Origin of the sequence: Sphingomonas vulcanisoli, from assembly GCF_011761305.1 — a bacterium.
GTDB lineage: Bacteria > Pseudomonadota > Alphaproteobacteria > Sphingomonadales > Sphingomonadaceae > Sphingomonas_I > Sphingomonas_I vulcanisoli.
This window is the reverse complement of sequence record NZ_JAAOZC010000001.1, coordinates 755,193-777,942: the sequence shown is the minus strand read 5'-3', so window position 1 is coordinate 777,942 and position 22,750 is coordinate 755,193. Positions and strand designations below refer to the sequence as shown.

At 65.5% G+C, this 22,750-nt stretch carries 26 protein-coding genes; 19 read left to right on the top strand and 7 right to left on the bottom strand.

Features of this window, described 5'->3' with window-relative positions; genetic code table 11:
• Position 1: 1 nt before the first annotated feature.
• The 3 genes from FHS31_RS03735 to FHS31_RS03725 all read right to left on the bottom strand — a co-directional run bounded on the left by FHS31_RS03735 (position 2) and on the right by FHS31_RS03725 (position 3,572).
• Positions 2-1,213 (bottom strand): FAD-dependent oxidoreductase, encoded by a 1,212-nt coding sequence (locus tag FHS31_RS03735; protein WP_208408503.1) that lies wholly within the window; start codon positions 1,211-1,213, stop codon positions 2-4.
• Between the two features lie 104 nt (positions 1,214-1,317).
• A complete protein-coding gene (locus FHS31_RS03730) occupies positions 1,318-2,604 on the bottom strand; it encodes an adenylosuccinate synthase (RefSeq protein ID WP_167071958.1) in 1,287 nt (428 codons plus the stop codon).
• A gap of 188 nt (positions 2,605-2,792) precedes the next feature.
• Complete coding sequence (locus tag FHS31_RS03725) at positions 2,793-3,572, bottom strand: acid phosphatase (RefSeq protein ID WP_167071957.1); 780 nt, start codon at positions 3,570-3,572, stop codon at positions 2,793-2,795.
• An 89-nt stretch (positions 3,573-3,661) separates the two neighbouring features.
• On the opposite strand from FHS31_RS03725, the gene FHS31_RS03720 reads away from it, so the two are divergent.
• Genes FHS31_RS03720 through FHS31_RS03710 form a run of 3 tightly spaced genes read left to right on the top strand, consistent with a single transcriptional unit; the run spans position 3,662 to position 5,362 of the window.
• A complete protein-coding gene (locus FHS31_RS03720) occupies positions 3,662-4,186 on the top strand; it encodes a DUF484 domain-containing protein (protein WP_167071956.1) in 525 nt (174 codons plus the stop codon).
• Complete coding sequence (locus FHS31_RS03715; protein ID WP_167071955.1) at positions 4,165-5,097, top strand: tyrosine-type recombinase/integrase; 933 nt, start codon at positions 4,165-4,167, stop codon at positions 5,095-5,097. Before FHS31_RS03720 ends, FHS31_RS03715 begins: the two co-directional genes overlap by 22 nt.
• Positions 5,098-5,155: 58 nt before the next feature.
• Positions 5,156-5,362 (top strand): hypothetical protein, encoded by a 207-nt coding sequence (locus FHS31_RS03710; protein WP_167071954.1) that lies wholly within the window; start codon positions 5,156-5,158, stop codon positions 5,360-5,362.
• A 204-nt stretch (positions 5,363-5,566) separates the two neighbouring features.
• On the opposite strand, the gene pth is transcribed toward FHS31_RS03710, so the two are convergent.
• The 3 genes from pth to FHS31_RS03695 all read right to left on the bottom strand — a co-directional run bounded on the left by pth (position 5,567) and on the right by FHS31_RS03695 (position 7,976).
• Complete coding sequence (gene pth / locus FHS31_RS03705; RefSeq protein ID WP_167071953.1) at positions 5,567-6,133, bottom strand: aminoacyl-tRNA hydrolase; 567 nt, start codon at positions 6,131-6,133, stop codon at positions 5,567-5,569.
• A 132-nt stretch (positions 6,134-6,265) separates the two neighbouring features.
• Positions 6,266-6,904 carry a 50S ribosomal protein L25/general stress protein Ctc gene (locus FHS31_RS03700; protein ID WP_167071952.1) on the bottom strand — a complete coding sequence of 213 codons (639 nt, stop codon included), beginning with the start codon at positions 6,902-6,904 and terminating at the stop codon, positions 6,266-6,268.
• A gap of 199 nt (positions 6,905-7,103) precedes the next feature.
• Positions 7,104-7,976 carry a TraB/GumN family protein gene (locus tag FHS31_RS03695; protein ID WP_167071951.1) on the bottom strand — a complete coding sequence of 291 codons (873 nt, stop codon included), beginning with the start codon at positions 7,974-7,976 and terminating at the stop codon, positions 7,104-7,106.
• 201 nt (positions 7,977-8,177) lie between these two features.
• Here FHS31_RS03695 and FHS31_RS03690 point away from each other — a divergent pair, with 201 nt between their 5' ends.
• The 13 genes from FHS31_RS03690 (at position 8,178) to FHS31_RS03630 (ending at position 20,138) form a co-directional block, all read left to right on the top strand.
• Positions 8,178-9,062 (top strand): glycine--tRNA ligase subunit alpha, encoded by an 885-nt coding sequence (locus FHS31_RS03690; protein ID WP_167071950.1) that lies wholly within the window; start codon positions 8,178-8,180, stop codon positions 9,060-9,062.
• 166 nt (positions 9,063-9,228) lie between these two features.
• Positions 9,229-11,508 carry a glycine--tRNA ligase subunit beta gene (gene glyS, locus FHS31_RS03685; RefSeq protein WP_167071949.1) on the top strand — a complete coding sequence of 760 codons (2,280 nt, stop codon included), beginning with the start codon at positions 9,229-9,231 and terminating at the stop codon, positions 11,506-11,508.
• A gap of 61 nt (positions 11,509-11,569) precedes the next feature.
• Positions 11,570-14,257 (top strand): pyruvate, phosphate dikinase, encoded by a 2,688-nt coding sequence (gene ppdK, locus FHS31_RS03680; protein WP_167071948.1) that lies wholly within the window; start codon positions 11,570-11,572, stop codon positions 14,255-14,257.
• Positions 14,258-14,357: 100 nt separating this feature from the next.
• Entirely contained in the window at positions 14,358-14,825 is a 468-nt protein-coding gene (locus FHS31_RS03675; protein ID WP_167071947.1) for a GNAT family N-acetyltransferase, read from the top strand.
• A gap of 157 nt (positions 14,826-14,982) precedes the next feature.
• Entirely contained in the window at positions 14,983-15,660 is a 678-nt protein-coding gene (locus tag FHS31_RS03670) for a VC0807 family protein (protein WP_167071946.1), read from the top strand.
• A gap of 2 nt (positions 15,661-15,662) precedes the next feature.
• Positions 15,663-16,061, top strand: a complete 399-nt coding sequence (locus FHS31_RS03665; RefSeq protein ID WP_167071945.1) for a hypothetical protein — start codon at positions 15,663-15,665, stop codon at positions 16,059-16,061.
• Positions 16,058-16,249 (top strand): helix-turn-helix transcriptional regulator, encoded by a 192-nt coding sequence (locus tag FHS31_RS03660; RefSeq protein WP_167071944.1) that lies wholly within the window; start codon positions 16,058-16,060, stop codon positions 16,247-16,249. Before FHS31_RS03665 ends, FHS31_RS03660 begins: the two co-directional genes overlap by 4 nt.
• An 18-nt stretch (positions 16,250-16,267) precedes the next feature.
• The gene (locus FHS31_RS03655; protein WP_167071943.1) at positions 16,268-16,489 is read left to right on the top strand and encodes a hypothetical protein; all 222 of its coding nucleotides are present in this window, start codon (positions 16,268-16,270) and stop codon (positions 16,487-16,489) included.
• A gap of 88 nt (positions 16,490-16,577) precedes the next feature.
• Positions 16,578-16,781, top strand: a complete 204-nt coding sequence (locus FHS31_RS16245) for a hypothetical protein (protein ID WP_208408502.1) — start codon at positions 16,578-16,580, stop codon at positions 16,779-16,781.
• 79 nt (positions 16,782-16,860) lie between these two features.
• Complete coding sequence (nadA, locus tag FHS31_RS03645; protein ID WP_167071942.1) at positions 16,861-17,856, top strand: quinolinate synthase NadA; 996 nt, start codon at positions 16,861-16,863, stop codon at positions 17,854-17,856.
• Between the two features lie 19 nt (positions 17,857-17,875).
• Complete coding sequence (locus FHS31_RS03640; protein WP_167071941.1) at positions 17,876-18,397, top strand: DUF1993 domain-containing protein; 522 nt, start codon at positions 17,876-17,878, stop codon at positions 18,395-18,397.
• Positions 18,398-18,400: 3 nt separating this feature from the next.
• Complete coding sequence (gene nadC / locus FHS31_RS03635; protein ID WP_167071940.1) at positions 18,401-19,249, top strand: carboxylating nicotinate-nucleotide diphosphorylase; 849 nt, start codon at positions 18,401-18,403, stop codon at positions 19,247-19,249.
• Positions 19,250-19,325: 76 nt separating this feature from the next.
• A complete protein-coding gene (locus FHS31_RS03630; RefSeq protein WP_243843268.1) occupies positions 19,326-20,138 on the top strand; it encodes a ribonuclease T2 family protein in 813 nt (270 codons plus the stop codon).
• A gap of 161 nt (positions 20,139-20,299) precedes the next feature.
• On the opposite strand, the gene FHS31_RS03625 is transcribed toward FHS31_RS03630, so the two are convergent.
• On the bottom strand, positions 20,300-20,728 hold the full coding sequence (locus FHS31_RS03625) for a DUF4112 domain-containing protein (RefSeq protein ID WP_167071938.1): 429 nt from the start codon (positions 20,726-20,728) through the stop codon (positions 20,300-20,302).
• Positions 20,729-21,083: 355 nt separating this feature from the next.
• Here FHS31_RS03625 and FHS31_RS03620 point away from each other — a divergent pair, with 355 nt between their 5' ends.
• Genes FHS31_RS03620 through thiE form a run of 3 tightly spaced genes read left to right on the top strand, consistent with a single transcriptional unit; the run spans position 21,084 to position 22,718 of the window.
• Entirely contained in the window at positions 21,084-21,671 is a 588-nt protein-coding gene (locus FHS31_RS03620) for a hypothetical protein (protein WP_167071937.1), read from the top strand.
• 13 nt (positions 21,672-21,684) lie between these two features.
• The gene (locus FHS31_RS03615) at positions 21,685-22,032 is read left to right on the top strand and encodes a DUF2834 domain-containing protein (RefSeq protein ID WP_167071936.1); all 348 of its coding nucleotides are present in this window, start codon (positions 21,685-21,687) and stop codon (positions 22,030-22,032) included.
• Positions 22,029-22,718, top strand: coding sequence for a thiamine phosphate synthase (thiE, locus tag FHS31_RS03610; RefSeq protein WP_167071935.1), 690 nt, complete (start codon positions 22,029-22,031; stop codon positions 22,716-22,718). Before FHS31_RS03615 ends, thiE begins: the two co-directional genes overlap by 4 nt.
• Positions 22,719-22,750 lie beyond the last annotated feature (32 nt).

Below are 22,750 nucleotides of genomic sequence, written 5' to 3'. Positions count from 1 at the left end.
ATCAGGCCCTCGCTGCCGGAGAAGCGAATAGCGGCGCCAATGCGGCCAGCGCAGCCTCCGTCTCGGTCCGGTCGGGAATTTCGAGGCTGTTGCCCACCCCCTGCATTTCGCCGAGCGCCGTATCAAAATTCATGATGCACACGCCATCGGATTTCGACATCGCAAGGCCGTTCTTATAGTGGATTGAGTAGGCCGCGTCCGGTTGGGGCGCGAGCCAGCCGGTCTGGCCGCGGACGGGGATCATCGTCTTATCCTGCCAGAGATCGCGCGCCGCATAGCCGGTCGAGTGGATCACCACTTTCTCCTTGAGCCCGGCCAGTTCGGCGGGCGCGTGGAAGTCGCGCTGTTCGAAGCGGCCACCGCGCGCGAAGAATTCGGCAAGCAGGATCTGGCCGTAGCTGGCGAAGTTAAAATGCATCTGGCTGGTCCGCGTCGCATAGGGTGCGGCGAACGGATTCTCCTCGGCCGACAGCGGAATATTGCCCGGCACGATATCCTTGAGCCGATCGCTATAATGGCCGAACTCACTCTGCTGCTGCGGGCGCCCCGTGGTCGCGTAGCTGGCGGTGATTGCGGGATCGGCGGGATGCTCGGTGCGATGGGGTGGCGTATCGGACAGACCATAGGAATCGTGGAAGACGACCGGATCCCCCGCGACGCCCAGCATCGTGCGGAAGCTCTTCCACGAGAAACGCGCCATCTGCTCCCATAGATCGCCGAAACCGGGCCCCGCGGGCTCGGCCAGGCAGACGCGGCTATCGGGCGTGTAGGAGCCGCTGGCGCGGAAGGAGCGTGTCCGCTGGATCGTCTCGCGCGCGTAGATCGTCACCTTGAGGCCCGCGCGCTGCGCCATCACCGCGGCGGTGAGCCCGATGATGCCGCAGCCGACCACCGCGATTTCCTTCGGCAGTACGGACATCGCCTTGGTCACGGCGACTTCGCCCGACCCCCACGAGAGCGACCAGCCGCTGCCGCCGTGCCCGTAATTGTGGACCACCAAAGTATCGCCGATCTGCTCGGTGGAAAGATTAGGCCCGGCGGCGCGGAACGGGCGGATACAGCATTTGATATCGACGATCTGATCGGGCGTCAGCCGCATCGGCACCAGCGGCGGGCGCCCGAAGCGGGATGAGGCGCTGGCGACCTTCGTCGCGGTCGGTGCGCAAGCCTGAAGCCCCAAAGCGCCGCCGAGCGCGAGGCCGCCACGAAGCATCTCCCTTCGTGCAAGATTACCACGCCCCATCACGGCCCCCTTTGCTGCAATGCAGCGAGGCTATGGTGCCTTATCCGGAATTGCAACGGTCTTGTAACGATAGGTCAGTCGCGGAAGGGATCCCGCACGAGAATGGTGTCCTCGCGCTCCGGGCTGGTAGAGACCAGCGCCACCGGGCAGCCGATCAGTTCCTCGATGCGGCGGACATATTTGATAGCCTGCGCGGGCAGATCGGCCCAGCTGCGCGCGCCCTGCGTCGATTCCGACCATCCGTCGATCGTCTCGTAGATCGGCCTTACCGCCTCCTGATCGCGCGCATGGGGCGGCAGATAATCGAAGCGTTGATCGCCGAGCGTGTAGCCGATGCAGATCTTCAACTCGTCGAAGCCGTCGAGCACGTCGAGTTTGGTCAGCGCGATACCGGTGAGGCCCGAGACCGCCACCGCCTGCCGGACCAGCACGGCATCGAACCAGCCGCAGCGGCGTTTGCGCCCGGTGACGGTGCCGAATTCATGCCCGCGGACCCCAAGCCGTTCGCCGATGTCGTTCTCCTGCTCGGTGGGGAAGGGGCCGGCGCCGACGCGGGTGGTGTAGGCCTTGACGATGCCGAGCACGAAACCCGGTGCGGACGGGCCGAGGCCGGAGCCGCTCGCCGCCGTGCCCGCCACCGTGTTGGAGGAGGTGACGAAGGGATAGGTGCCGTGATCGACATCGAGCAAGGTGCCCTGCGCGCCTTCGAACAGGATGCGGTCGCCGCGTTCCTTGGCCTGGTTGAGCGTTACCCACACCGGCTTGGCGTAGGGCAGGACGAAACCGGCGATGTCGCGCAGCTCGTCCATCAAGCCTTCGCGATCGACGGGGGCGATACCGAAGCCTGCCCGCAGCGCATCATGGTGCGCGCAGAGTCGATCGAGCTGGGGGCCGAGATCGTCGAGGTGCGCCAGATCGCAGACGCGGATCGCGCGGCGGCCGACCTTATCCTCATAGGCCGGGCCGATGCCGCGCCGCGTGGTGCCGATCTTGAAAGCGCTGGCATCCTCGCGCAGGCCGTCGAGATCGCGGTGGAAGGGAAGGATCAGCGGGCAGGTCTCGGCGATCTGCAGGGTTTCCGGGCTGATCTTGACGCCCTGCGCCTCCAGCTTCGCCACCTCGTCGCGGAAGTGCCAGGGGTCGAGCACGACGCCGTTGCCGATCACCGACAGCGTGCCGCGCACGATGCCCGAGGGCAGCAGGCTCAGCTTATAGACCTGGTTGCCGACGACGAGCGTATGGCCGGCGTTATGCCCGCCCTGAAAGCGGACGACGACATCGGCGCGGCTCGCCAGCCAATCGACGATCTTGCCCTTGCCTTCATCGCCCCATTGCGCGCCGATGACCGTGACGTTTGCCAATTCGTAGCTTCCCGAAATTTTGGAGACGGGGCGCGCATAGAGGGCAGGGGGCGGCGGGTCCACAGCTTATCACCCCTCCCCTTCAGGGGAGGGGACGGGGGTGGGGGCGTCGGGGAAGATGGTGCGTAACGGTGCAGGTGGATAGGCCCCACCCCAACCCCTCCGCTGAAGGGGAGGGGCTTTGGTTGCTACTCTTTGAGACCGGCCAGCACCGAGGGCCCCAGCAGCGCCGCTTCCGCAGCGCATGTCCCACTGTCCGCCACCGGCTTGGCATGCGCCAATTCCACCTTGGCTGCCGCAAAGTCCGCCTGATACGCCGGTGTTTGCTCCACCGCATCCATCACCGCGCTGGCGCCGATGCGGCCCGCCTCGACCGCGCTCATATTATGGACCCGGCAGACGATGCGGCTTTCGCCATAGGCGCGGGCGCGGGTGAGGATCGGGGTTGCGCGGCCCGGCACCAGCCCGGCGAGGATCAGGCCGAGGGTCCAGCCTTTGGTTGTGTGGCCCGAGGGATAATCATAGCTCTTGCCGAGCGATTCCTTGCTTTCGCACGTTACGCCATCGTCGATCCAGAGCGGGCGCAGGCGCTTCCAAGTGTCCTTGGCGGTGCCGTTGGCGCGGCCGGTGTCAACCGATGCCATGCCGAGCAGTCGGTAGAGGAGCGGCGTCGCCTCGGGCGTCAAGTCGATGCCGGTCGCGCAGCTGAAATCCTTCATCATACTGCGCGTGTCATATTTGACGTCGGCGGTAGCAGCCTGCCAGCGCGGGGAGCCGACCATCGCCTTCATCGCACGGAAGACCTTGCGGTCCGTCTCGTAGCGTATGTCGCCCTCAACGGGCGCGGGCGCGAGCACCTTCGTAAGATCGACGCTGCCCGGTGCGAGATAGCCCGCAGGCGTCTGGTGCTGGGACAGCGCCGCTGTGCCGATGGCGAGGGCGATAAGCGGAAAGGCGAAGCGGCGCATGCAGACCCCTTGTGATGTTTGGGGAACGATAGCGCGAATGCGTGGCGCGGGAAGCCTTCCTTAACCTGCCATTCTTTATCCTGGCGATCATGCTGAGTAGCGACCCGCGCCCCGCCGTTCCGGCTTTCGATGCCGATCTGCTCGCCTTCGCGCGCGGGCATAGCGAGGCGGCGTCTTCGATCCATGACGCGGTGCTGGCGGCCTTGCCGGCCGAAACACCGGGAGAGTTTGCGGCGATAGTGACGCGCGATTGGCCGTGGCTGTTGGCGGTCGATCAGGTCGTTTTCGGCTGGGCGCGGCATGGCCGGGCGATCGTCGCAGCGGGCGGTGCGCAGCGGTCGATCGAGGCGAAGCTGATTGCGCGGATGGCCGATCGACCCGAGGAAGTCTCCCTCCGCACCGTCGATCGCGGACACCCGTTGTTCGGGGCGCAGGCGGGCGCGATCCGCTCGGAAGCGCTGATCTGTCTGTCCGCACCGGGTGGCAGCGGGCTGCTGGTGCTCGGCGATCGCGGCGCGATTGCCGAAGAGACCTTGACGGCGACGCGGCTGCTGCGCTTCCTCGGGCGCGCCGCCTCGGCTATGCTCGCGCGGTGGCCGCTTCTGGAAGCCTGAACCTCGACACGCATCCCGCCTTGGCGCTTTCCGCCGAATGGGAGGCGCACCTCCGCCGCGATCGCCGCCGCTCCGAACATACAATTCGAGCCTATGCGGCAACCGCGCGGCGGCTGATCGGCTTTCTCGGCCAACATCGCGCCGACGCGATCGACGGCAAGGCACTTACCGCCGTTGACGCTGCCGAGATGCGCGCCTTTCTCGCCACGCGGCGCGAGGAGGGGATCGGCAATGCTTCCGCCGCGCGCGAGCTTTCTGCGTTGCGCGGCTTCCTCGCTTTTGTGGGAGAGAAAAGCGGCGGGGAGGGCGCGCCGCGCCTGCGCGGGCCGCGCGTCAAGCGGGGGGCGCCGCGCCCGGTCTCCCCCGATGACGCCATCGCTATCGCCGACGATGCCGAGGAAGAGGCCGCCAAACCCTGGATCGGCCTGCGCGACAAAGCCGTGCTGTTGCTGCTCTACGGCGCCGGGCTGCGCATCGGTGAAGCGGTGGCGCTGACCGGCGCGGCGCTGCCGCTGGGCGAAACGCTGATCGTCACAGGCAAGCGCGCCAAGACGCGGGTCGTGCCGCTGCTGCCGCAGGTGCGCGCGGCGATCGAGGCCTATGTCGCCACCTGCCCGTGGGCGACCGCGCGCGATGTGCCGCTGTTCCGGGGCGCCAAGGGCGGGCCGTTGGCGCCCGACATCATCCGCCGCGCCGTTCGCGCCGCCCGCGCCCGTCTCTCGCTGCCCGATCGGACGACGCCGCACGCGCTCCGCCACAGTTTTGCGACGCATCTGTTGGGGCGTGGCGCGGACCTGCGCGCGCTGCAGGAACTGCTCGGCCACGCCAGCCTCTCCTCGACGCAAGTGTACACAGGCGTCGATGCCGCACACCTGCTCGACGTCTATCGGAACGCCCACCCGAGAGCATAATTTGCCTGTCACACTTGTTGACACGGGGTTTGGCGCGGGTGGTGCTATCACGCTCGCCATGAAGACGAACCGTTCTCTTTGGCTCCGCATCGCAATCGTTGCGGGTGTTCTGGCCTCAACGCAGGCTCCCGCGCTGGCCGATACCGCCCCCGTCGCGAAGCCCGCGCCGGAAGCGGCGAGCCAGGTGAAGGCGCCGGCCACAGAGACCCGCATCACGCTCGCGTCGCTGAGCTGCACGCGCGTCGGCAACCGGATGGTTTGCTAGTCTTCGATCATATCCTTGGGGCGGGGATCGGGCGGTTCTGCTTAGGCAGGCCGCTCGAACTATTTTGGGCTCTCAAATCCTCCCCTGCCAGGGGAGGTGGCAGGCGATAGACTGACGGAGGGGGAGGGCGGCGGCGCCCTTGGGAGTTCGCCGCGTCCGCCCCCTCCGACGCCTTCGGCGCCACCTCCCCCTGGCGGGGAGGATTTATGCCAGCCGCAGCGCCACCTCGTTCATGAACCGCGCATCGTCGCCGGCAGCCAGCAGCGGTGCCTCGGCCGTGATCGCGCCGAGCATATCCGCGAGCGAGTCCATCTCCGCCTTGGCATAATTCCCCAGGACATGGCCGGTGACGCGATCCTTGTGACCGGGGTGGCCGATGCCGAGCCGCACGCGGCGGAAATCGGGACCGATATGGGCATCGATCGAGCGCAGGCCGTTATGGCCCGCCAATCCGCCGCCGGTGCGCACCTTGACCTTGAAGGGCGCAAGATCGAGTTCATCGTGGAAGGCGGTGAGCGCGCCCGGCTCGAGCTTGTAGAAGCGCAGCGCCTCGCTCACCGCGCGGCCGCTCTCATTCATGAAGGTCGCGGGCTTGAGGAGCAGGATGCGCTCGGTGCCGATGCGGCCGAGCGACGCCCAGCCCTGGAAGCCCTTCTTCCACGGTTCGAACGTGTAGCTATCGTGAATCGCGTCGACGGCCATGAAGCCGACATTGTGCCGGTGGAGCGCATAGCTTGCGCCCGGATTGCCGAGGCCGACCCAGAGCTGCATCGCTTATCCTCCCTCTCCCCTTTGGGGAGAGGGTAGGGGAGAGGGGGCGACGTGCGGGGCTCGCGCCGCGCCCGATTATCCCCGACTCCCCCTCTCCCAACCCTCTCCCCAACGGGGAGAGGGCTAAGATGCTTACGCCTCCGGCTCTGCCGCCGGCTGGGTGGTGCCCTCGGTGCCGAACTCGCCGCCCTCTTCGGACTTGAGCGCGCTCGGGGCGACGATCGTGGCGATCGTGTTGTCGCGCTCGGCATGTGCCGCCTTGGCGCCGCCGGGCAGCGTGACCGCATCGAGATGGATCGAATCGCCGACTTCGAGCCCGCTGAGGCTGATCGTCAGCTGATCGGGGATTTCAGCGGCATCGCAAACGAGCTCCAGCTCGTGGACGACGACGTTGAGCACGCCGCCGCGCTTGATGCCGGGGCTGGCTTCCTCATCGACGAAGACGACGGGCACGTTGACGTGCACGCTGCTATGTTCGCCGATGCGCAGGAAATCGACGTGCAGGGGCCGATCGTTGACCGGATGGAACTGGACGTCCTTGGGCAGGGTGCGGACATTTTCACCAACGCCGTCGATCATCACGACGCTGTTCATGAAGTGACCGGTGCTGAGCGCCTTGATCAGCGCCTTTTCCTCGACGGTGATCGAGAGGGCTTCCTGCTTGTTGCCGTATACAACGGCGGGGACGCGGCCTTCACGACGCAGTGCGCGGGAGGCTCCCTTGCCAGCCCGATCGCGCGTCTCGGCCGATAGCGTGAGCGTATCGCTCATATGCTTTCTCCAGTTCGCTTTGAGTGAATATAACCCGCCAACCTCCAGGGGTGTCGACGGGGAGGCGGGCGCATAGCGGAAGAGAGGATGAAGGGCAACCTTGCGGCAACCGCTCTGTGCTCCGGCGCAGGCGGAGCGTTGGCGGCCAGCGTTGCGCTTCACCATCCAGCACTCCGGCCTGCGCCGGAGTACGGAGTGCTTATTGAACGCGGACCGCCACGATCTTCCGCTCCGCCAGCATCCGCTGCACCGAGTCCGGGCCGGCAAGGTGGCCCGCGCCGACCGCGACGAACATCGTGCCGGGCTTCTCCATCCGCTTGGCTAGCGCATCCGCCCAGGCCTTATCGCGGCGCTTGACGAGCAATTCGCGCAATTGCGGCGTGAACTCCGGCTCTTCGGCAAAGGCGCGGGCGATGGCAGCGACATCCCCCTTCGCCCACGATCGCAGCATCTGATCGAAATCGGCGCGGGCTTTCTTGGGATCGTCGAGCGCCGAGACCAGGAAGGCGCGCTGCGCGGTTTCGGAAAGGGCATCGAAGAAGCCGAGCTGCTGTTCGGGTGTCTCGAACCCCTCGATCGGTTTGCCCGCCGCACGGAACAGTTTGGAGAGCTGCGGTTCGACGCCTTCGCCGCCGGGCTCCAGCCCGATCTGGCTGAACGAGGCGCCGGTCAGCACGATCGCCGCCGCCCAGCTCTTCATGCGATCGAGCGTCTCGATCGGAAAACCGCTCTGCGCGACGAGTGCGGCCAGCGCCTGCTTCTTGGCTTCGGGAACGCGATCGGCAAGCGGCGGCAGGCGCTTGGCGACTCCCATCGTCGTCAGCGCGCGGGCGACGCGGCCGGGATCGTCGTCCAGCACCGTCTCCAGTGTCAGGCTCTGGCTATCGGCGAGCGCCTTGTCGATCGCGGCATCGCGCCATTGCAGCCCCTTGGGCAGGACGTGGATCGTGCCGAACAGGTAGATGGTCGTGTCGGCATCGGCGATCTTCCACAGCGCGGGCCTGGGCGCGGTCGGCGCCTTGGCAAGGAGGGGGGCGGCAAGGAAGGCAAGGGGGAGCAGCAAATGCTTCATCGTTCCGCCTATCGAGCCAGGCCGTTAACAAGTCCACTTTTCCTCGTCATGCAGGACTTGTTCCGGCATCAACCATCCTTAAGCCTTGGAGCCTAAGGTGGGGTGGACCCCGGAACAAGTCCGGGGTGACGGGTAAAGGGCTTCGCTTGACCCCCGCAAGCCCCTGCGCCAAACGCCCGCCATCATCCAGCGAGAGCAATTTTGGCCAGCAAGCCGCTTAGTTTCCAGCGCCTGATCCTGACGCTCCATGACTATTGGAGCGAGCAGGGCTGCGTGATCCTCCAGCCTTATGACATGGAGATGGGCGCGGGCACCTTCCACACCGCGACAACGCTGCGCGCGCTCGGCCCCGATCCGTGGAACGCCGCCTTCGTCCAGCCCTGCCGCCGCCCGACCGACGGCCGCTATGGCGAGAACCCCAACCGGCTCGGCGCCTATTTCCAATATCAGGTGATCCTCAAGCCCAGCCCGCAGAACATGCAGGAGCTCTATCTCGGCAGCCTCGCCGCGATCGGCATCGATTTCTCCACCCACGACATCCGCTTCGTGGAGGACGATTGGGAGAGCCCGACGCTGGGCGCCTGGGGCCTCGGCTGGGAAGTGTGGTGCGATGGCATGGAGGTCTCGCAATATACCTATTTCCAGCAGATGGGCGGCTTCGACTGCAAGCCGGTCTCGGGCGAGCTGACCTATGGGCTGGAGCGGCTGGCGATGTATGTCCAGAACAAGGACAGCATCTTCGATCTGGCTTATAACGATCCTGTCGGCGATCGCCCGGCAATGACCTACGGCGACGTCTTCCTCGAAAACGAGCGCCAGATGAGCGCCTATAATTTCGAGGCGGCGAACACCGATATGCTGTTCAGAAGCTTCGGTTTCGCCGCGGATGAGGCGCGCGCGCTGATCGAGGCCAAGCTGCCGATCCCGGCCTATGAGCAGGCGATCAAGGCGAGCCATATCTTCAATACGTTGCAGGCGCGGGGCGTGATCTCCGTTGCCGAGCGGCAGGCGTATATCGGCCGGGTGCGCGATCTGGCCAAGGGCGCGTGCGAGGCGTGGATGCAGCATAACGGGTGGGCGGCGTGAGCGGTGCGCGGAACCTGCTCTCTCTCCCCTTGTGGGAGAGAGTTGGAGAGAGGGGTTCGGGCGAGGGGGCTCGATGCCCCCGAGCGCGAATAAGCTCGCTGGCGCTCGCACCCCTCTCCCAACCCTCTCCCACAAGGGGAGAGGGCTTTAGCGGCGAGCTTTCGGCATGACCGACTTCCTGCTCGAACTGCGCTCCGAGGAAATCCCAGCGCGGATGCAGGAGAAGGCCTCGGCCGATCTCGCGCGTCTGTTTGGGGGTGAGATCGGCAAGGCGGGTCTTACCGCCTCGGCGATCGAGACCTACGCCACCCCCCGCCGCCTCGCGCTGATCGCGCGCGGCCTGCCCGATGCGACGCAGGCCGTGCGCGAGGAGACCAAGGGCCCGAAGGCTTCCGCGCCGCCACAGGCGCTGGAAGGCTTCCTCCGCAAGACCGGGCTTACCCGCGAGCAACTCGAAGAGCGCGACGGCACGCTGTTCGCCATTGTCGAAAAGCCCGGTCGCGCCACCGCCGAGGTGCTCGCCGAGGCGATCCCGGCGATCGTCCGCGCCTTCCCCTGGCCCAAGGCGATGCGCTGGGGGGCGGCGTCCGCATCCACCTCCAGCCTGCGCTGGGTCCGCCCGCTGCAGGGCATCGTCGCCTTGTTCGGCGAGGAGGTGGTGCCGTTCGCGATCGAGGGCGTGGAAAGCGGCGCGGCGACGGTCGGCCACCGCTTCCACCATCCGGGTCCGATCACCATCGGATCGGCCGCCGATTATGCCGCCAAGCTGCGCGCCTGCCACGTCATCCTCGATCCCGCCGAGCGGCGCGGGATCATCGAGGGTGGCGCGCGGGCGATGGTCGAGGCCAAGGGGCTGCAGGTCATTCCGGATGCCGGGCTGGTCGCCGAGAATGCGGGGCTGACCGAGTGGCCGGTGCCCCTGCTCGGCGACTTCGATCCCGCGTTCCTGGAGGTGCCGCGCGAGGTCATCCAGCTGACGCTGCGCACCAACCAGAAATATTTCGTGCTGGCCGATGGCGGGGGCAAGCTTGCACCCGCCTTCCTCTGCACTGCCAATATCGAGGCGGATGATGGTGGCGCGGCGATCGTCGCGGGCAATCGCAAAGTGCTGGCGGCGCGGCTTTCGGATGCGCGCTTTTTCTGGGAGCAGGATCTCAAGGTGCCGCTCGAAGAGCAGGCGAAGAAGCTTTCTCAGATCGTCTTCCACGAAAAGCTCGGCACCGTTGCTGACAAGGTGGAGCGCGTGGCTAAGTTGGCGCGCTGGCTGGTGGAGGAGGGGATTGTCGGGGGTTCGAGTCCCTCCGGGGCCACCCCCCCGTTGGTGTCGAGCGAAGTCGAGACACGTTCGACCTCTAAGCTTGTGGTGGGTCCCTCGACTTCGCTCGGGACGAACGGGGAGGGGGATGGCGCGCACCTCGCCGCCCTCGCCGAAACCGCCGCCCGTCTCTGCAAGGCCGATCTCGTCACCGGCATGGTCGGCGAATTTCCGGAGCTTCAGGGCGTGATGGGCGGCTATTACGCCCGCGCCGAGGGTCTCGACCCGCAAATCGCCGACGCGATCCGCGATCACTACAAGCCCGTGGGCCAGGGCGACGACGTGCCGACCGCGCCGGTGACGGTGGCGGTGAGCTTGGCGGATAAGCTGGATAGCATTCTTCAGTTTTTTTCTGTTGAGGAGATGCCAACGGGATCAAAGGATCCGTTTGCGCTTCGACGTGCGATGTTAGGCATCATTGCTATTATTCTGAGCAATAACTTGCGGATCGGTCTGATTAGATTGGGGACGGCGTTCGATGCACCGTTCGATCGTCCATTCGTCCACCCTGCCAACACCTTTGTCCGATTTGCGATCGACCGCCTCAAAGTCCAACAACGCGAAGCCGGTGTTCGCCACGATCTGATCGACGCGGTGTTCGCGCTCGGTGGGGAGGATGATTTCGTTCGCCTGCTCGCGCGGGTGAAGGCGCTGCAGGCGTTCGTCGGGACCGAGGACGGGGCCAATCTGCTGGCGGGGTATAAGCGGGCGGCGAATATTCTGCGCAAGGAGGGGGTTGATGCTCCCCTCCCTGGAAGGGAGGGGTCGGGGGTGGGTTGCAACCCGCGTGACGCCTCAGAGGAAGACAGGTCACGCGCCTCTCGACCCACCCCCAGCCCCTCCGTTCCAGGGAAGGGGGACGAGCTGGGCTATGCGCCTGAGCCTGCCGAGGCGGCGCTGACCTCGGCGCTCGACGATGCAGAGGTTAAGGTGGCCGCCGCCGTCGCCGAAGAACGGTTCGAGGATGCCATGTCTGCGCTCGCTACTCTCCGCCAGCCGATCGATGCTTTTTTCGATCAGGTAACGGTCAACGATGCCGACCCCGCTAAGCGGATAGCCCGCCTTGCGTTGCTCGCGCGGATCCGTGCGGCCTGTCACACGGTCGCCGATTTCTCGAAGATCGAGGGTTAGTCTATTTGTCTTCAACGGCCGCGCACCCTAAGCAGCGGCGCCAAGAAACCGGAGTAGTTTGATGGCCAGCCTGCCGAAGACCGACGACACCCTGCGCTACGTGTATCGCTTTGGCGGCGGCGTCTCCGATGGCGGCAACGGCGACAAAAACCTCCTCGGCGGCAAGGGCGCGAACCTGGATGGCATGGCGGGGATCGGCCTGCCCGTGCCCCCCGGCTTCACCATCTCCACCGCGATGTGCACGCGCTATTATGACGAGGGTGGCAAGTTTCCCGAGAGCCTGAAGGCCGAGGTCGCTGACGGCATCGCGCATATCGAGGGCATCACCGGCAAGATGTTCGGTGACGAGGGCGATCCCCTGCTCGTCTCGGTGCGCTCCGGCGCGCGCATCTCGATGCCGGGGATGATGGATACGGTCCTCAACCTCGGCCTCAATGACAAGACCGTCGAGGGGCTCGCCGCCACTTCGGGCGATGCGCGGTTCGCGTGGGATAGCTATCGCCGTTTCATCCAGATGTACGCCGATGTCGTGCTGGAGCTCGACCACGGTAGCTTCGAAGAAGCGCTGGAGATCGCCAAGGAGGACAAGGGCGTCCATCTCGATACCGAACTCACCGCTGACGATCTGCGCGCGCTGGTCGCGGCCTATAAGAAGCTGGTCGATCAGCAGTGGGGCAAGCCTTTCCCGCAGGATGTCCACGATCAATTGTGGGGCGCGGTCGGCGCGGTGTTCGGATCGTGGCAGTCCGATCGCGCCAAGGTCTATCGCCGCCTCAACGATATTCCCGGCAGCTGGGGCACCGCGGTCAACGTCCAGGCAATGGTGTTCGGCAATATGGGCGAAACCAGCGCCACCGGCGTCGCCTTCACGCGCGATCCTTCGACCGGCGAGCGCGCTTATTATGGCGAGTTTCTGATCAATGCGCAGGGCGAGGATGTCGTCGCCGGCATTCGCACGCCGCAATATCTGACGCTCGCCGCACGCGAGCGGGCGGGCGCCAAGGCCGCTTCGATGCAGGAGGCGATGCCGGAGGTTTATGACGAGCTCGCGCGCGTGTTCGATCTGCTCGAAACGCATTACCGCGATATGCAGGATATCGAGTTTACGGTGCAGCAGGGCAAGCTCTGGATGCTCCAGACGCGCTCCGGCAAACGCACCGCCAAGGCGGCGCTCAAGATCGCGGTCGATATGGCGAACGAGGGGCTGATTACGCGCAAGGAAGCGATCGGCCGCGTCGATCCTGCCGCGCTCGATCAATTACTCCACCCGACGCTCGATCCCAAGGCGCCGCGCGACGTGATCGCCAAGGGTCTGCCCGCCTCGCCGGGTGCGGCATCGGGCAAGGCGGTGTTCGACGCCGATACCGCCGAGAAGCGCAAGGCCGCCGGGGAGGACGTGATCCTCGTCCGCGTCGAGACCAGCCCCGAGGACATTCACGGCATGCACGCCGCCAAGGGCATCCTCACCGCGCGCGGCGGGATGACCAGCCACGCCGCCGTGGTGGCGCGCGGCATGGGGCGCCCCTGCGTTTCGGGCGTCGGCGCGCTGGCGATCGATGCCAAGGCCAAGCTGTTCCGCGTTGCGGGGCGCGAGGTGAAGGAGGGCGATCTGCTCACCATCGACGGCGCCACCGGCGAGGTGATGATGGGAGAGGTCGCCACCGTCCAGCCCGAGCTGGCGGGCGATTTCGGCGTGCTGATGGAATGGGCCGACGAAGTCCGCCGTCTCAAGGTGCGCACCAATGCCGAGACGCCGCTCGATTGCCGCACCGCGCGGCAGTTCGGCGCCGAGGGCATCGGCCTGTGCCGTACCGAACATATGTTCTTCGATGCCAGCCGCATAACCGCCGTCCGCCAGATGATCCTTGCCGAGGATGTCACGGGGCGGAAGGCGGCGCTCGAGAAGCTGCTCCCCGAACAGCGCAGCGATTTCGCCGAGATTTTCGAGATCATGGCCGGCCTGCCGGTGACGATCCGCCTGCTCGATCCGCCGCTCCACGAATTCCTGCCGCATGAGGAAAGCGAGTTCGCCGAAGTCGCGACAGCTACCGGGATCGATATCGATAAACTCAAGCGCCGTGCGGCCGAGCTGCACGAGTTCAATCCGATGCTCGGCCATCGCGGCTGCCGCCTGGGTGTCACCTATCCCGAAATCTATGAGATGCAGGCGCGTGCGATTTTCGAGGCGGCGGTGGCGGTCGCCACCAAGCTGGGCGAGGCGCCGATCCCCGAAGTGATGATCCCGCTCGTCGCCACGCGGCGCGAGCTGGAGCTGATGAAGGCCGTGGTCGATGCCGCGGCCAAGGCCGTTTTCGAGGAAACGGGCACGACTCTGGAATATCTCGTCGGCACGATGATCGAGCTGCCGCGCGCCGCCTTGAAGGCGGGCGAGATCGCCGAGGTCGGTGAGTTCTTCTCGTTCGGCACCAACGATCTCACGCAGACCGCGCTGGGCGTCAGCCGCGACGATGCCGCGCGCTTCCTCGGCGTCTATGTCGAGCAGGGGATCTACGCCAAGGATCCCTTCGTCAGCCTCGATATCGAGGGCGTCGGCGAGCTGATCGAGATCGCTGCCGAGCGCGGCCGCAAGACGCGGCCCGACATCAAGCTCGGCATATGCGGCGAACATGGCGGCGATCCCGCCTCGATCGCCTTCTGCGAGAAGACCGGGCTCGATTACGTCTCTGCCTCCCCCTATCGCGTACCGATCGCACGGCTTGCGGCGGCGCAGGCTGCTCTGAGCAAATAAAACTCCCGTTCATGCTGAGCTCGTCGAAGTATCGTCCTTCTTTGCCCAACGAGGAGGGAGAACAGCCCTTCGACAAGCTCAGGGCGAACGGGTTGCTTTGATGCGTATCGCACCCGGCGATCTCGATGATCCCCGCGTGCGCGCGATGATCGCGGCGCATCAGACGCGCGCGATCGCGGAGACGGGCAGGGGATCGGCGCATGCGCTCGATGTCGATGGGCTGCGGGCGCCGGATATCCAGCTCTGGACGATCTGGGAGGGCGACACGCTCGCCGGCGTCGGCGCGCTGCGCTCACTGAAGCCGGAGCTCGGCGAACTCAAATCGATGTACAGCTCGCCCGAGTTTCGCGGGCAGGGCTACGCGCGGGCGATGCTGGCGCATCTGGTGGAACGGGCGCGCGCGGCGGGCCATGGGCGGGTGAGCCTGGAAACGGGCAGCTGGGACTATTTCATCCCAGCACGTGGGCTTTATGCGGCAGCGGGATTCGAGGTCTGCGGGCCGTTCGGCGATTATCGTCCCGATCCGAACAGCGTGTTCATGACGCGGGCGATTGCGCCAAGCGTCTAGCCATCGCCATTGCTGTGGAGCGGGCTGCTGAGACCGCAGTCTTTAAGCGTAATCGCCCGCTACAGGACAAGTGACGCTGTCAGAGTGATAAGGAGACTTGACATAGTCGCGCGAATCATAGACAAGGACCCTTGTCACTGAGGCAAGGGCACTTGTTATGGCTACCGCGCATTCCTCCTTCCCCACCGCCAAGCCGAGGCTGCGTGCCATCGGCGCTGATGTTGTTGTCAACGTCGCTTTGCCGTTCGTTGTTTACGGCTGGGCCGCCCCCGCGATGGGCGAGGCGCATGCGCTGATGCTGTCGTCCGTGCCGCCGATCCTCTCGTCACTGCTGGCATTCGCACGCCGCCGCAGCATCGATGCGATCTCGCTGCTTGCCATCGCCGGTATCGTCCTCTCGCTGCTCGCTTTCTACGGAGGCGGCGGGGTACGGATGCTGCAGTTGCGCGAGAAGCTCGTCACCGGCATTGTCGGCCTAGGCTTCGTCATTTCCGCGGCGATCGGGCGACCGGCGCTGTACGAAATCGCCAAGGCCGGGATGAAGCGGACGGGATCGGACCATAGCAATTTCGTCCGGGCTTACGGCCCCGCACTCTTCCGCCGCCGCCTCGCGCTGATGACGATCGTTTGGGGGCTTGCGCTGATCGCGGACGTCGCGGTGTCCGCCGTGCTCGTCTTTGTGATCCCGATCCCCGCGTATCTGATCGTCAACCCGCTGCTGGGCTATGCGGTGATGGGCGCGCTGACCGGCTGGAGCTTGCTCTACGCCCGCCGTCACGGCCTCAACGGCCCGCGCGCCAAAGCTTTGATGCCAAAAATCCAGATGGAGGCCTGAACATGCGCACCCGCAATCCCGCCGAGCGCCGCTATCAGCGCCGGGTCATCGCCGCCTCGCTTGCCTATGCGGGCACGCTGATGGGCGAGGAATATCTGATCCGCCACATGCCGCTTCCCGATGCGGTGAAGTTCGCGCTGGCGCTGCTGCCCGCGCTGTCGATCGTCGCCGTGTTCGCGGCACTCGGTTATTATCTGATCGAGGAGCGGGACGAATATCTCCGTGCCCGCACGATCAGGCAGATCCTGTGGGGGACGGGCCTCTCGCTCTCTGCGCTGACCTTTTGGGGCTTTCCCGAGGACGCCGGACTGCTGCCGCATCTCCCGACCTATTTCGCTGCGGTGTTCTGGTTTGCGGGTTTCGGCATTGCCGGTTTTCTCATCAAGGCGCTCGACCGATGAAGAACCGCCTCAAGGTGCTCCGCGCCGAGCGGAACTGGAGCCAAGGCGATCTCGCCGAGCGGCTCGAAGTCTCCCGCCAGAGCGTCAATGCGATCGAGACGGGAAAGTACGACCCTTCGCTGCCGCTCGCCTTCCGCATCGCCCGTCTGTTCAATCTGCCGATCGAGGCGATCTTTTCCGAAAACTGATTGAGAGTGGATGCTACCATGCGCTTCCTGCTTCGCCTTGCCGCCATCGCCAGCCTGCCGCTGATCGCGCCCGCCGCGTGCCATGATGCCTTCGTCGCCGTCGCTGCGCCGGTCTCCGATCGCATCAGCGTGACCACGGTGGGGAATGGGCCGGACGTGATCCTGATCGATAGCTTGCACTTCATCATGATCGATCAGCCGGACGCTTTCCTGAAGGAGGTGGACACTTTCCTCGGCTGATGCGGCCGGGCGAGGGCACCGGCGCGCGGGTTGATCGTTACTGATCCGAAGCGGGAGCCGTTGCCCCGCGCCATCAGAAGGAAACACCATGGCCACCGACATCACCGCACCCGCTCCCACGACCACCCCTGCCGCATCGGGCTCGATCCTCGATACCGCGCGCCAGACGCTGAACGGCGGCGGGCCGCTGATCGATCAGGCGAAGGCCTTTGCCAAGGCGCGCCCCTTTGCGAGCGCGGCGCTGGCCGGCGTGCTGGGTGTTGCGCTGATCAATACGCTGCGGGGCAAGTAAGCCTTCTTCGTCACCCCGGCGCGCAGCCGGGGTGACGTATTAGTAGCCAAAGGCGAGCGGGCATCCTAACTCACCGCGCATGAACGCCCCCACCCAGAGCCTCAAAGGGCTCGATCTGCACGCCGAGATCGATCGCCTGCGCAAGGAGCGTAACGCGGTCATCCTCGCCCATTATTATCAGGAAGCGGCGATCCAGGATCTCGCCGATTTCGTCGGTGACAGCCTCGATCTTTCGCGCAAGGCCGCCGAGACGCAGGCCGACGTGATCGCCTTCTGCGGTGTGCGCTTCATGGCCGAGGTGGCAAAGATCCTCTCGCCCGATAAGACCGTGATCCTGCCCGATATGGCGGCGGGCTGCAGCCTGGAAGACAGCTGCCCCCCCGAACAGTTCGCCCGCTTCCGCGCCGCGCATTCCGATCATATCGCGATCACTTACATCAACTGCTCGGCGGCGGTGAAGGCGCACTCCGATATTATCGTCACCAGCTCTTCGGCCGAGAAGATCCTTGCGCAGCTGCCGATGGATCAGAAGATCATCTTCGCGCCGGACAAGAATCTCGGCGCTTATTTTAACCGCAAGACCGGGCGCGACATGTTGCTATGGCCCGGCGCGTGCATCGTCCACGAGGCGTTTAGCGAAACCGAACTGCTCAAGCTCAAGGCGCAATATCCCGATGCGCCCGTCGCCGCGCATCCCGAATGCCCGGCTTTCATCCTGGATCATGCCGACGAGATCGGATCGACGCGCGCGATCCTCGATTTCGCGCTCGCCAGCCCTGCGCAGACGATCATCGTCGCCACCGAGCCGCACATCATCCACCAGATGCAGAAGGCCGCGCCGCACAAGCTGTTCATCGGGGCGCCGGGCGCGGACGGCAATTGCAATTGCAATATGTGCCCATACATGGCGATGAATTCGATCGAGAAGCTGTATCTCGCGCTGCGCGACCTGACCCCGCGCATCGAGCTGGACGAGCAGACCCGCCTGGCCGCCAAGCGACCGCTCGATCGCATGCTGGAAATGGCGAGCGCCAGTGTGGGGCAGGGCGATCTCGGCCAGCGGACGACAGACTAAGCCAATTGAGGGAGGAAAGATGACGCTTTCGTTGTACGAGGCCCTGGTGCCGTCCTGGCTGCAGATGATCGATGCGCTGATCGGCGTCGTCGACAAGGCTGCTGCGTTTTGTGCCGAACGAGGGATCAGCGAGCAGGCGATGCTCGAGACCCGGCTGGCAGAGGACATGCTGCCGCTGGATTTCCAGATCAAATCGATCTGGATCCACTCGATCGTCGCGGTCGAGCGGATCGAAGCTGGGACATTTTCGCCGGATCGTGGGCCAACCCCCACGAGTTTTGCCGAGGCCAAGGAGAAGCTGCAGGAGACGCGCGACAGGATCGCCGCTTTGCCGCCTTCCGCGCTGGAGGGGCTGGCCGATCGCGACATGGTGTTCGTCGCGGGCGAACGGCGCGTGCCTTATACCGCGCAGAATTTCCTGCTGAGCTTCTCGCTGCCCAACTTCTTTTTCCACGCGACGACGGCCTATGCGATCCTGCGCGGCGAGGGCGTGCCACTCGGCAAAAGCGATTATATCGGCCGGCCGCGCGTGAAGGCCTGACCCTTGCTCCATCCGATCGGTGAAGGGTTCGATCTCGAAGGCTTCGTGCATGCGACGCTGGCGGAGGATATTGGCGAGACGGGAGATGTCACCGCAGCGGCGGTAATCCCCGCCGAGGCGCGCTTTCGGGGGGTGATGGCCAGCCGGGACGCGATCGCGGTGGCCGGTCTGGCCATCGCCGAGGCTTTCTTTCGCGCACTCGATCCGCAAGCGGTGCTGGAGCGCCTGGTCGAGGATGGCGAGCGGGTGGCGGCGGGCACCGAACTGTTGCGGATCGAGGGGCTCGCGCGGGCGATGCTTACGGCCGAGCGATCGGCACTCAACACGGTCCAGCATTTGTCGGGAGTCGCGACGCTGACCGCCGCTTATGTCGATGCGATCGCGGGTACGGGCGCTACCCTGCTGGATACGCGCAAGACCATCCCCGGGCTCCGCCTCCTCGAGAAATATGCGGTGCGGATGGGGGGTGGGCGCAACCATCGCATGGGTCTGTGGGATGCGGCGATGATCAAGGACAATCATGTTGCGGTGGCGGGCGGCGTGGAGCAGGCGGCAGCGCGGGCACGCGACGCCGGGATCGCGCGGATTATCGTCGAGGTGGACGCGCTTGATCAGATCGAGCCTGCGTTGCGGGGTGGCGCGACCTGGCTGCTGCTTGATAATATGGGCCCGGCGATGCTGGCCGAAGCGGTTCGCCAGGTCGGCGGGCGGGTGCCGTGCGAGGCATCGGGCGGCGTGCGGCTGGAGACGATCCGCGCGATCGCGGAGAGCGGGGTTGATCATGTCTCGGTCGGACGGCTGACGCAGTCGGCACCGGCGGCGGATATCGGGCTGGATTTTGCGCCGATCTGAGCAAATCCGTTGACATTATGTTCCGCTTGTGTTACGATATGTTCTTGATTGATTCGCAAGAGGTGGGCCGGTGCGGATGTTCTTACGAGCGGTGATCGTGATGCTCGGCTGGCTGATCCTGCCAGCGGCGGCGATGGCTCAGGGGGCTGTGCGCCCGATGGCCGCCGATCTCGGTACGCCGCATATCGAAACCCCGCATGGCGGCGACATGCCGCGCACCGTGCCGATCGGTGGCTATACGCTCGCCACCTTCTGGGTGCCGCAGCATTGCAAGCAGGCGATCCGCGGCATCGCGGCGCTCGATTGTGCGCGGCCCGAGGTGCGGACGAGCGGTCTGGCGTTGCATGGCCTGTGGCCGGATGGCGAAGGCAAAGAGTGGCCGCAGTGGTGCAAGCCCGCCGCGCTGCTATCGTCCGCGACGATCGCCGGCCATCTCGGCGCCATACCCTCGGCGCAGCAGATGCAGCACGAATGGGCCAAGCATGGCACCTGCATGGCGGGGATGACGCCGGAGCGGTATTTCGATCACGCCGAACAACTCTATCGCGCGATCCATATTCCCGATTTGCGCGCGCTTTCCTACAAACCGCAGACCGTGGCGAGCGTGAAGCGGGCGATCGCCGAGGCCAATCCCGGCCTGCAGCCCGACATGTTCAAGCTGACGATGGACAAAGCGGGCTGGCTCCAGGAAATCTGGTTCTGCCTTGATACCAAATTCGCTCGCAAGACATGCGCGGAGCCGCAGCGCGAGCCCGAGGATGCCAAGCTGCTGATCTGGCGGGGCGGGCGGAGCGCGGCGGCGAATGGATCGCGCTATCGCTCTTCATACGACGGCGCGCGTTCTCGCAACACCTACAGCCGTCCGCGCTATCGGAACGGTCAGAGCTAAGGGTATATCCTCCCCTGCAAAGGGAGGAGGACCATGCGCAGCATAGTGGAGGGGGCTCACCGCCGGGCGCAGCGCTAGTTGGAAGCCCCTCCGTCATCGCTCTGCGATGCCACCTCCCCGTGCCGGGGAGGATCACGCGGATACGATCCTACGTGTCCACCTTACGCTTCGATCAAACTCGTTGCGGGATAATGGCGATCGAGGTGGGCGCGGATGATCTTGAGATTGCGCGTGTTCGATCGGAAGAAGAAATCGGGGATGGCACCCACCCAGGGAATGGCGCCGAGCGCCGTATCGATCGCGACATTGCCGAGCATCCGCGTCGTCGCCCAGCCCGACATGCCGAGATTACGCGCTTCCCAGACCATGTAAGCGCCAAGCGCCGCGCCGATGACATCCCCCACGACCGGCACGATATCCAGCGCTACGTCGAGCCCGACGGGACGGTTGATTCCAGGTACGACCCACAGCCTTTCTAGCAGCCGTTCCAATAATTCGACGCGCCGCCGAACCGACTCGGGATCGCGGCCGAGGCCGGGCAGGCGATCGGACGTCGAATTGTAGCGGGTTGCATAAGGTCCTTGTGCCATCCGCCAACAGCGCACGGCAGCAGGCGCAGTTCCGTGCGGCGGGGGGACGTCTCCTACCCGAGCGGCCAATCCCTCTGCCCGCCTCTGAAGCGGCGATGGGCCCGCGACAGGCATCAGGGCGTGGCGCCCGCCCAAGTGACCAAATAGCTCGCAGATTCCGTCGCGCATCGGCTCTCCGTCGTTGCGCGCAGCGTCGTTGGCTTTATCTAGGGTTTATGGAGTGCAGCGCATGACGGCGGGTGTTGGCCTTTGGGGCGGGCTGAAATGTTTGCTCGGCCGGCACGCGCGATCGCGCGGCCAGGCGCGGGCTACCGCGGACGGATGGGTCACCCGCTGCACCCGTTGCGCGATTCCGATGGCGCGCGCGCATGGCGGCGGCACGTGGGTGGTCGTTAAGACGCCGATGCGCAACAAGTCGCGCAAAAGGCGAAGCAGAAATCGCGATGAGGCGCCCGACGAGATCCTCGCCAAAGCGATCGCCCGCAGCAGTAAAGCGGCCCAACGCAAGGAAGCCAAGGCGCAAAAAAAGGCGCTGAAGGCGGCTGAGCTGGAGATGGACTTCGATACGATCGAAGAGCAGGATGCCGTGCTGTCGGAACCTCAGCGCGGGCGTTTCCGCCGCAATCCGAAGATCGTCAGCGAGCCGTCACCACGCGGGCAACGCCGTTTCTTGTTTTTTCGTGGCCGGCGCGTGCAGCCCGATGGAATCGAGGCCGCGACCCCTTTCGATCCGGCAATGGATGCGCCCGATGCCGGTCCTGAACCTCGGAAGGCCCGGCGATCGCTGCTTGGCCGGAAACGCAAACCCACCGAGCCCACCGCTGCGCCGTCTTTGGCGCAAGAAGTGGCGGAGGTTGCCGCCACCACATCGAAGCGCACCGTGCGCCGCAGGCGTCGGGATGCGGACGATGCCGGGTCCGAAGCGTCTCCGTCTCCGTCGTAAAGGCGTTCGCGAGATGACAGTCCTGAGCGATGCGGAATTGTCTCGCCGTGCGGGGCTGTTTTGGGCCTATCTCGCTCTTGCCGTGATCGGCGCCTTTGTGCCGCTCGCGGCGTTCGTGCCGTGGGTTGCCGCCAACGGGCTCGATGCGCGCGCCCTCGTCCAACACTTGTTCGTCAACCGGATCAGCACGTTCTTCGGGCTTGATGTTATCATCTCGGCGATCGTCGTGCTTGTGCTTGTTGATGCGGAGCCAAATGTGCCCGGGCGCTGGTGGGCGGCGCTTGCTACTGTGACGATCGGGGTCTCCTGCTGCCTTCCCCTGTTCCTTACGCTGCGCGAGCGGGCTATGCGGCGCGAATGATCGACCATGACGACGATGCCCTGAAGCTCGACCCCGGCTTCGCCGACCGCTTCGAGCATCAATCGCGCCCGCCTTGCCAGCTCTACCTTATCTCGCCGCCCGCGATCGATCTCGGTTTCACCGATCGCCTGGCGCGTGCCTTGGATGCCGGGCCGGTGGCGGCGTTCCAGCTGCGGCTGAAGGGGCTGGACGATCATAGCATCGCCAAACTCGCCGAGCCCGTGCAACGGCTGTGCGCCGATCGCGGCGTGGCGTTCATTGTCAATGACAGCGTCGGCCTGGCCAAGCGGCTCGGCGCGGACGGCGTCCATCTTGGGCAGGACGATGGCGATCCGCGTGATGCGCGGGCCATGTTGGGACCGGACGCGCAGATCGGCGTCACCTGCCACGACAGCCGCCACCTTGCGATGGAAGCTGGGGAGGCGGGGGCCGATTATGTCGCGTTCGGCGCTTTCTATCCGACGACGACCAAGGAGGTGCAGCACCATCCCGAACCATCGATCCTCGGCTGGTGGACGACGCTGTTCGAGGTGCCCTGCGTGGCGATCGGGGGGATCACCCCGGCCAACGCGGGGCCGTTGATCGAAGCGGGGGCCGATTTCATCGCGGTGTGCGGTTCGGTGTGGAATGCGCCCGAGGGCGAGCGGGCGGCGGTTGAGGCTTTTGCCAGGACTCTAAACCTCTGAACCTCCGTTTGTGTCGAGCGAAGTCGAGACAC

Excerpts from the sequence above, each read along its gene's own strand:
- FHS31_RS03735 (WP_208408503.1), bottom strand. The coding sequence starts at position 1,213 with ATGCTTCGTGGCGGCCTCGCGCTCGGCGGCGCTTTGGGGCTTCAGGCT.
- FHS31_RS03725 (WP_167071957.1), bottom strand. The coding sequence starts at position 3,572 with ATGCGCCGCTTCGCCTTTCCGCTTATCGCCCTCGCCATCGGCACAGCG.
- FHS31_RS03720 (WP_167071956.1), top strand. The coding sequence starts at position 3,662 with ATGCTGAGTAGCGACCCGCGCCCCGCCGTTCCGGCTTTCGATGCCGAT.
- FHS31_RS03710 (WP_167071954.1), top strand. The coding sequence starts at position 5,156 with ATGAAGACGAACCGTTCTCTTTGGCTCCGCATCGCAATCGTTGCGGGT.
- pth (WP_167071953.1), bottom strand. The coding sequence starts at position 6,133 with ATGCAGCTCTGGGTCGGCCTCGGCAATCCGGGCGCAAGCTATGCGCTC.
- FHS31_RS03700 (WP_167071952.1), bottom strand. The coding sequence starts at position 6,904 with ATGAGCGATACGCTCACGCTATCGGCCGAGACGCGCGATCGGGCTGGC.
- FHS31_RS03695 (WP_167071951.1), bottom strand. The coding sequence starts at position 7,976 with ATGAAGCATTTGCTGCTCCCCCTTGCCTTCCTTGCCGCCCCCCTCCTT.
- glyS (WP_167071949.1), top strand. The coding sequence starts at position 9,229 with ATGACCGACTTCCTGCTCGAACTGCGCTCCGAGGAAATCCCAGCGCGG.
- ppdK (WP_167071948.1), top strand. The coding sequence starts at position 11,570 with ATGGCCAGCCTGCCGAAGACCGACGACACCCTGCGCTACGTGTATCGC.
- FHS31_RS03675 (WP_167071947.1), top strand. The coding sequence starts at position 14,358 with ATGCGTATCGCACCCGGCGATCTCGATGATCCCCGCGTGCGCGCGATG.
- FHS31_RS03670 (WP_167071946.1), top strand. The coding sequence starts at position 14,983 with ATGGCTACCGCGCATTCCTCCTTCCCCACCGCCAAGCCGAGGCTGCGT.
- FHS31_RS03665 (WP_167071945.1), top strand. The coding sequence starts at position 15,663 with ATGCGCACCCGCAATCCCGCCGAGCGCCGCTATCAGCGCCGGGTCATC.
- FHS31_RS03660 (WP_167071944.1), top strand. The coding sequence starts at position 16,058 with ATGAAGAACCGCCTCAAGGTGCTCCGCGCCGAGCGGAACTGGAGCCAA.
- FHS31_RS03655 (WP_167071943.1), top strand. The coding sequence starts at position 16,268 with ATGCGCTTCCTGCTTCGCCTTGCCGCCATCGCCAGCCTGCCGCTGATC.
- FHS31_RS16245 (WP_208408502.1), top strand. The coding sequence starts at position 16,578 with ATGGCCACCGACATCACCGCACCCGCTCCCACGACCACCCCTGCCGCA.
- nadA (WP_167071942.1), top strand. The coding sequence starts at position 16,861 with ATGAACGCCCCCACCCAGAGCCTCAAAGGGCTCGATCTGCACGCCGAG.
- FHS31_RS03640 (WP_167071941.1), top strand. The coding sequence starts at position 17,876 with ATGACGCTTTCGTTGTACGAGGCCCTGGTGCCGTCCTGGCTGCAGATG.
- FHS31_RS03630 (WP_243843268.1), top strand. The coding sequence starts at position 19,326 with ATGTTCTTACGAGCGGTGATCGTGATGCTCGGCTGGCTGATCCTGCCA.
- FHS31_RS03625 (WP_167071938.1), bottom strand. The coding sequence starts at position 20,728 with ATGGCACAAGGACCTTATGCAACCCGCTACAATTCGACGTCCGATCGC.
- FHS31_RS03620 (WP_167071937.1), top strand. The coding sequence starts at position 21,084 with ATGGCGCGCGCGCATGGCGGCGGCACGTGGGTGGTCGTTAAGACGCCG.
- FHS31_RS03615 (WP_167071936.1), top strand. The coding sequence starts at position 21,685 with ATGACAGTCCTGAGCGATGCGGAATTGTCTCGCCGTGCGGGGCTGTTT.
- thiE (WP_167071935.1), top strand. The coding sequence starts at position 22,029 with ATGATCGACCATGACGACGATGCCCTGAAGCTCGACCCCGGCTTCGCC.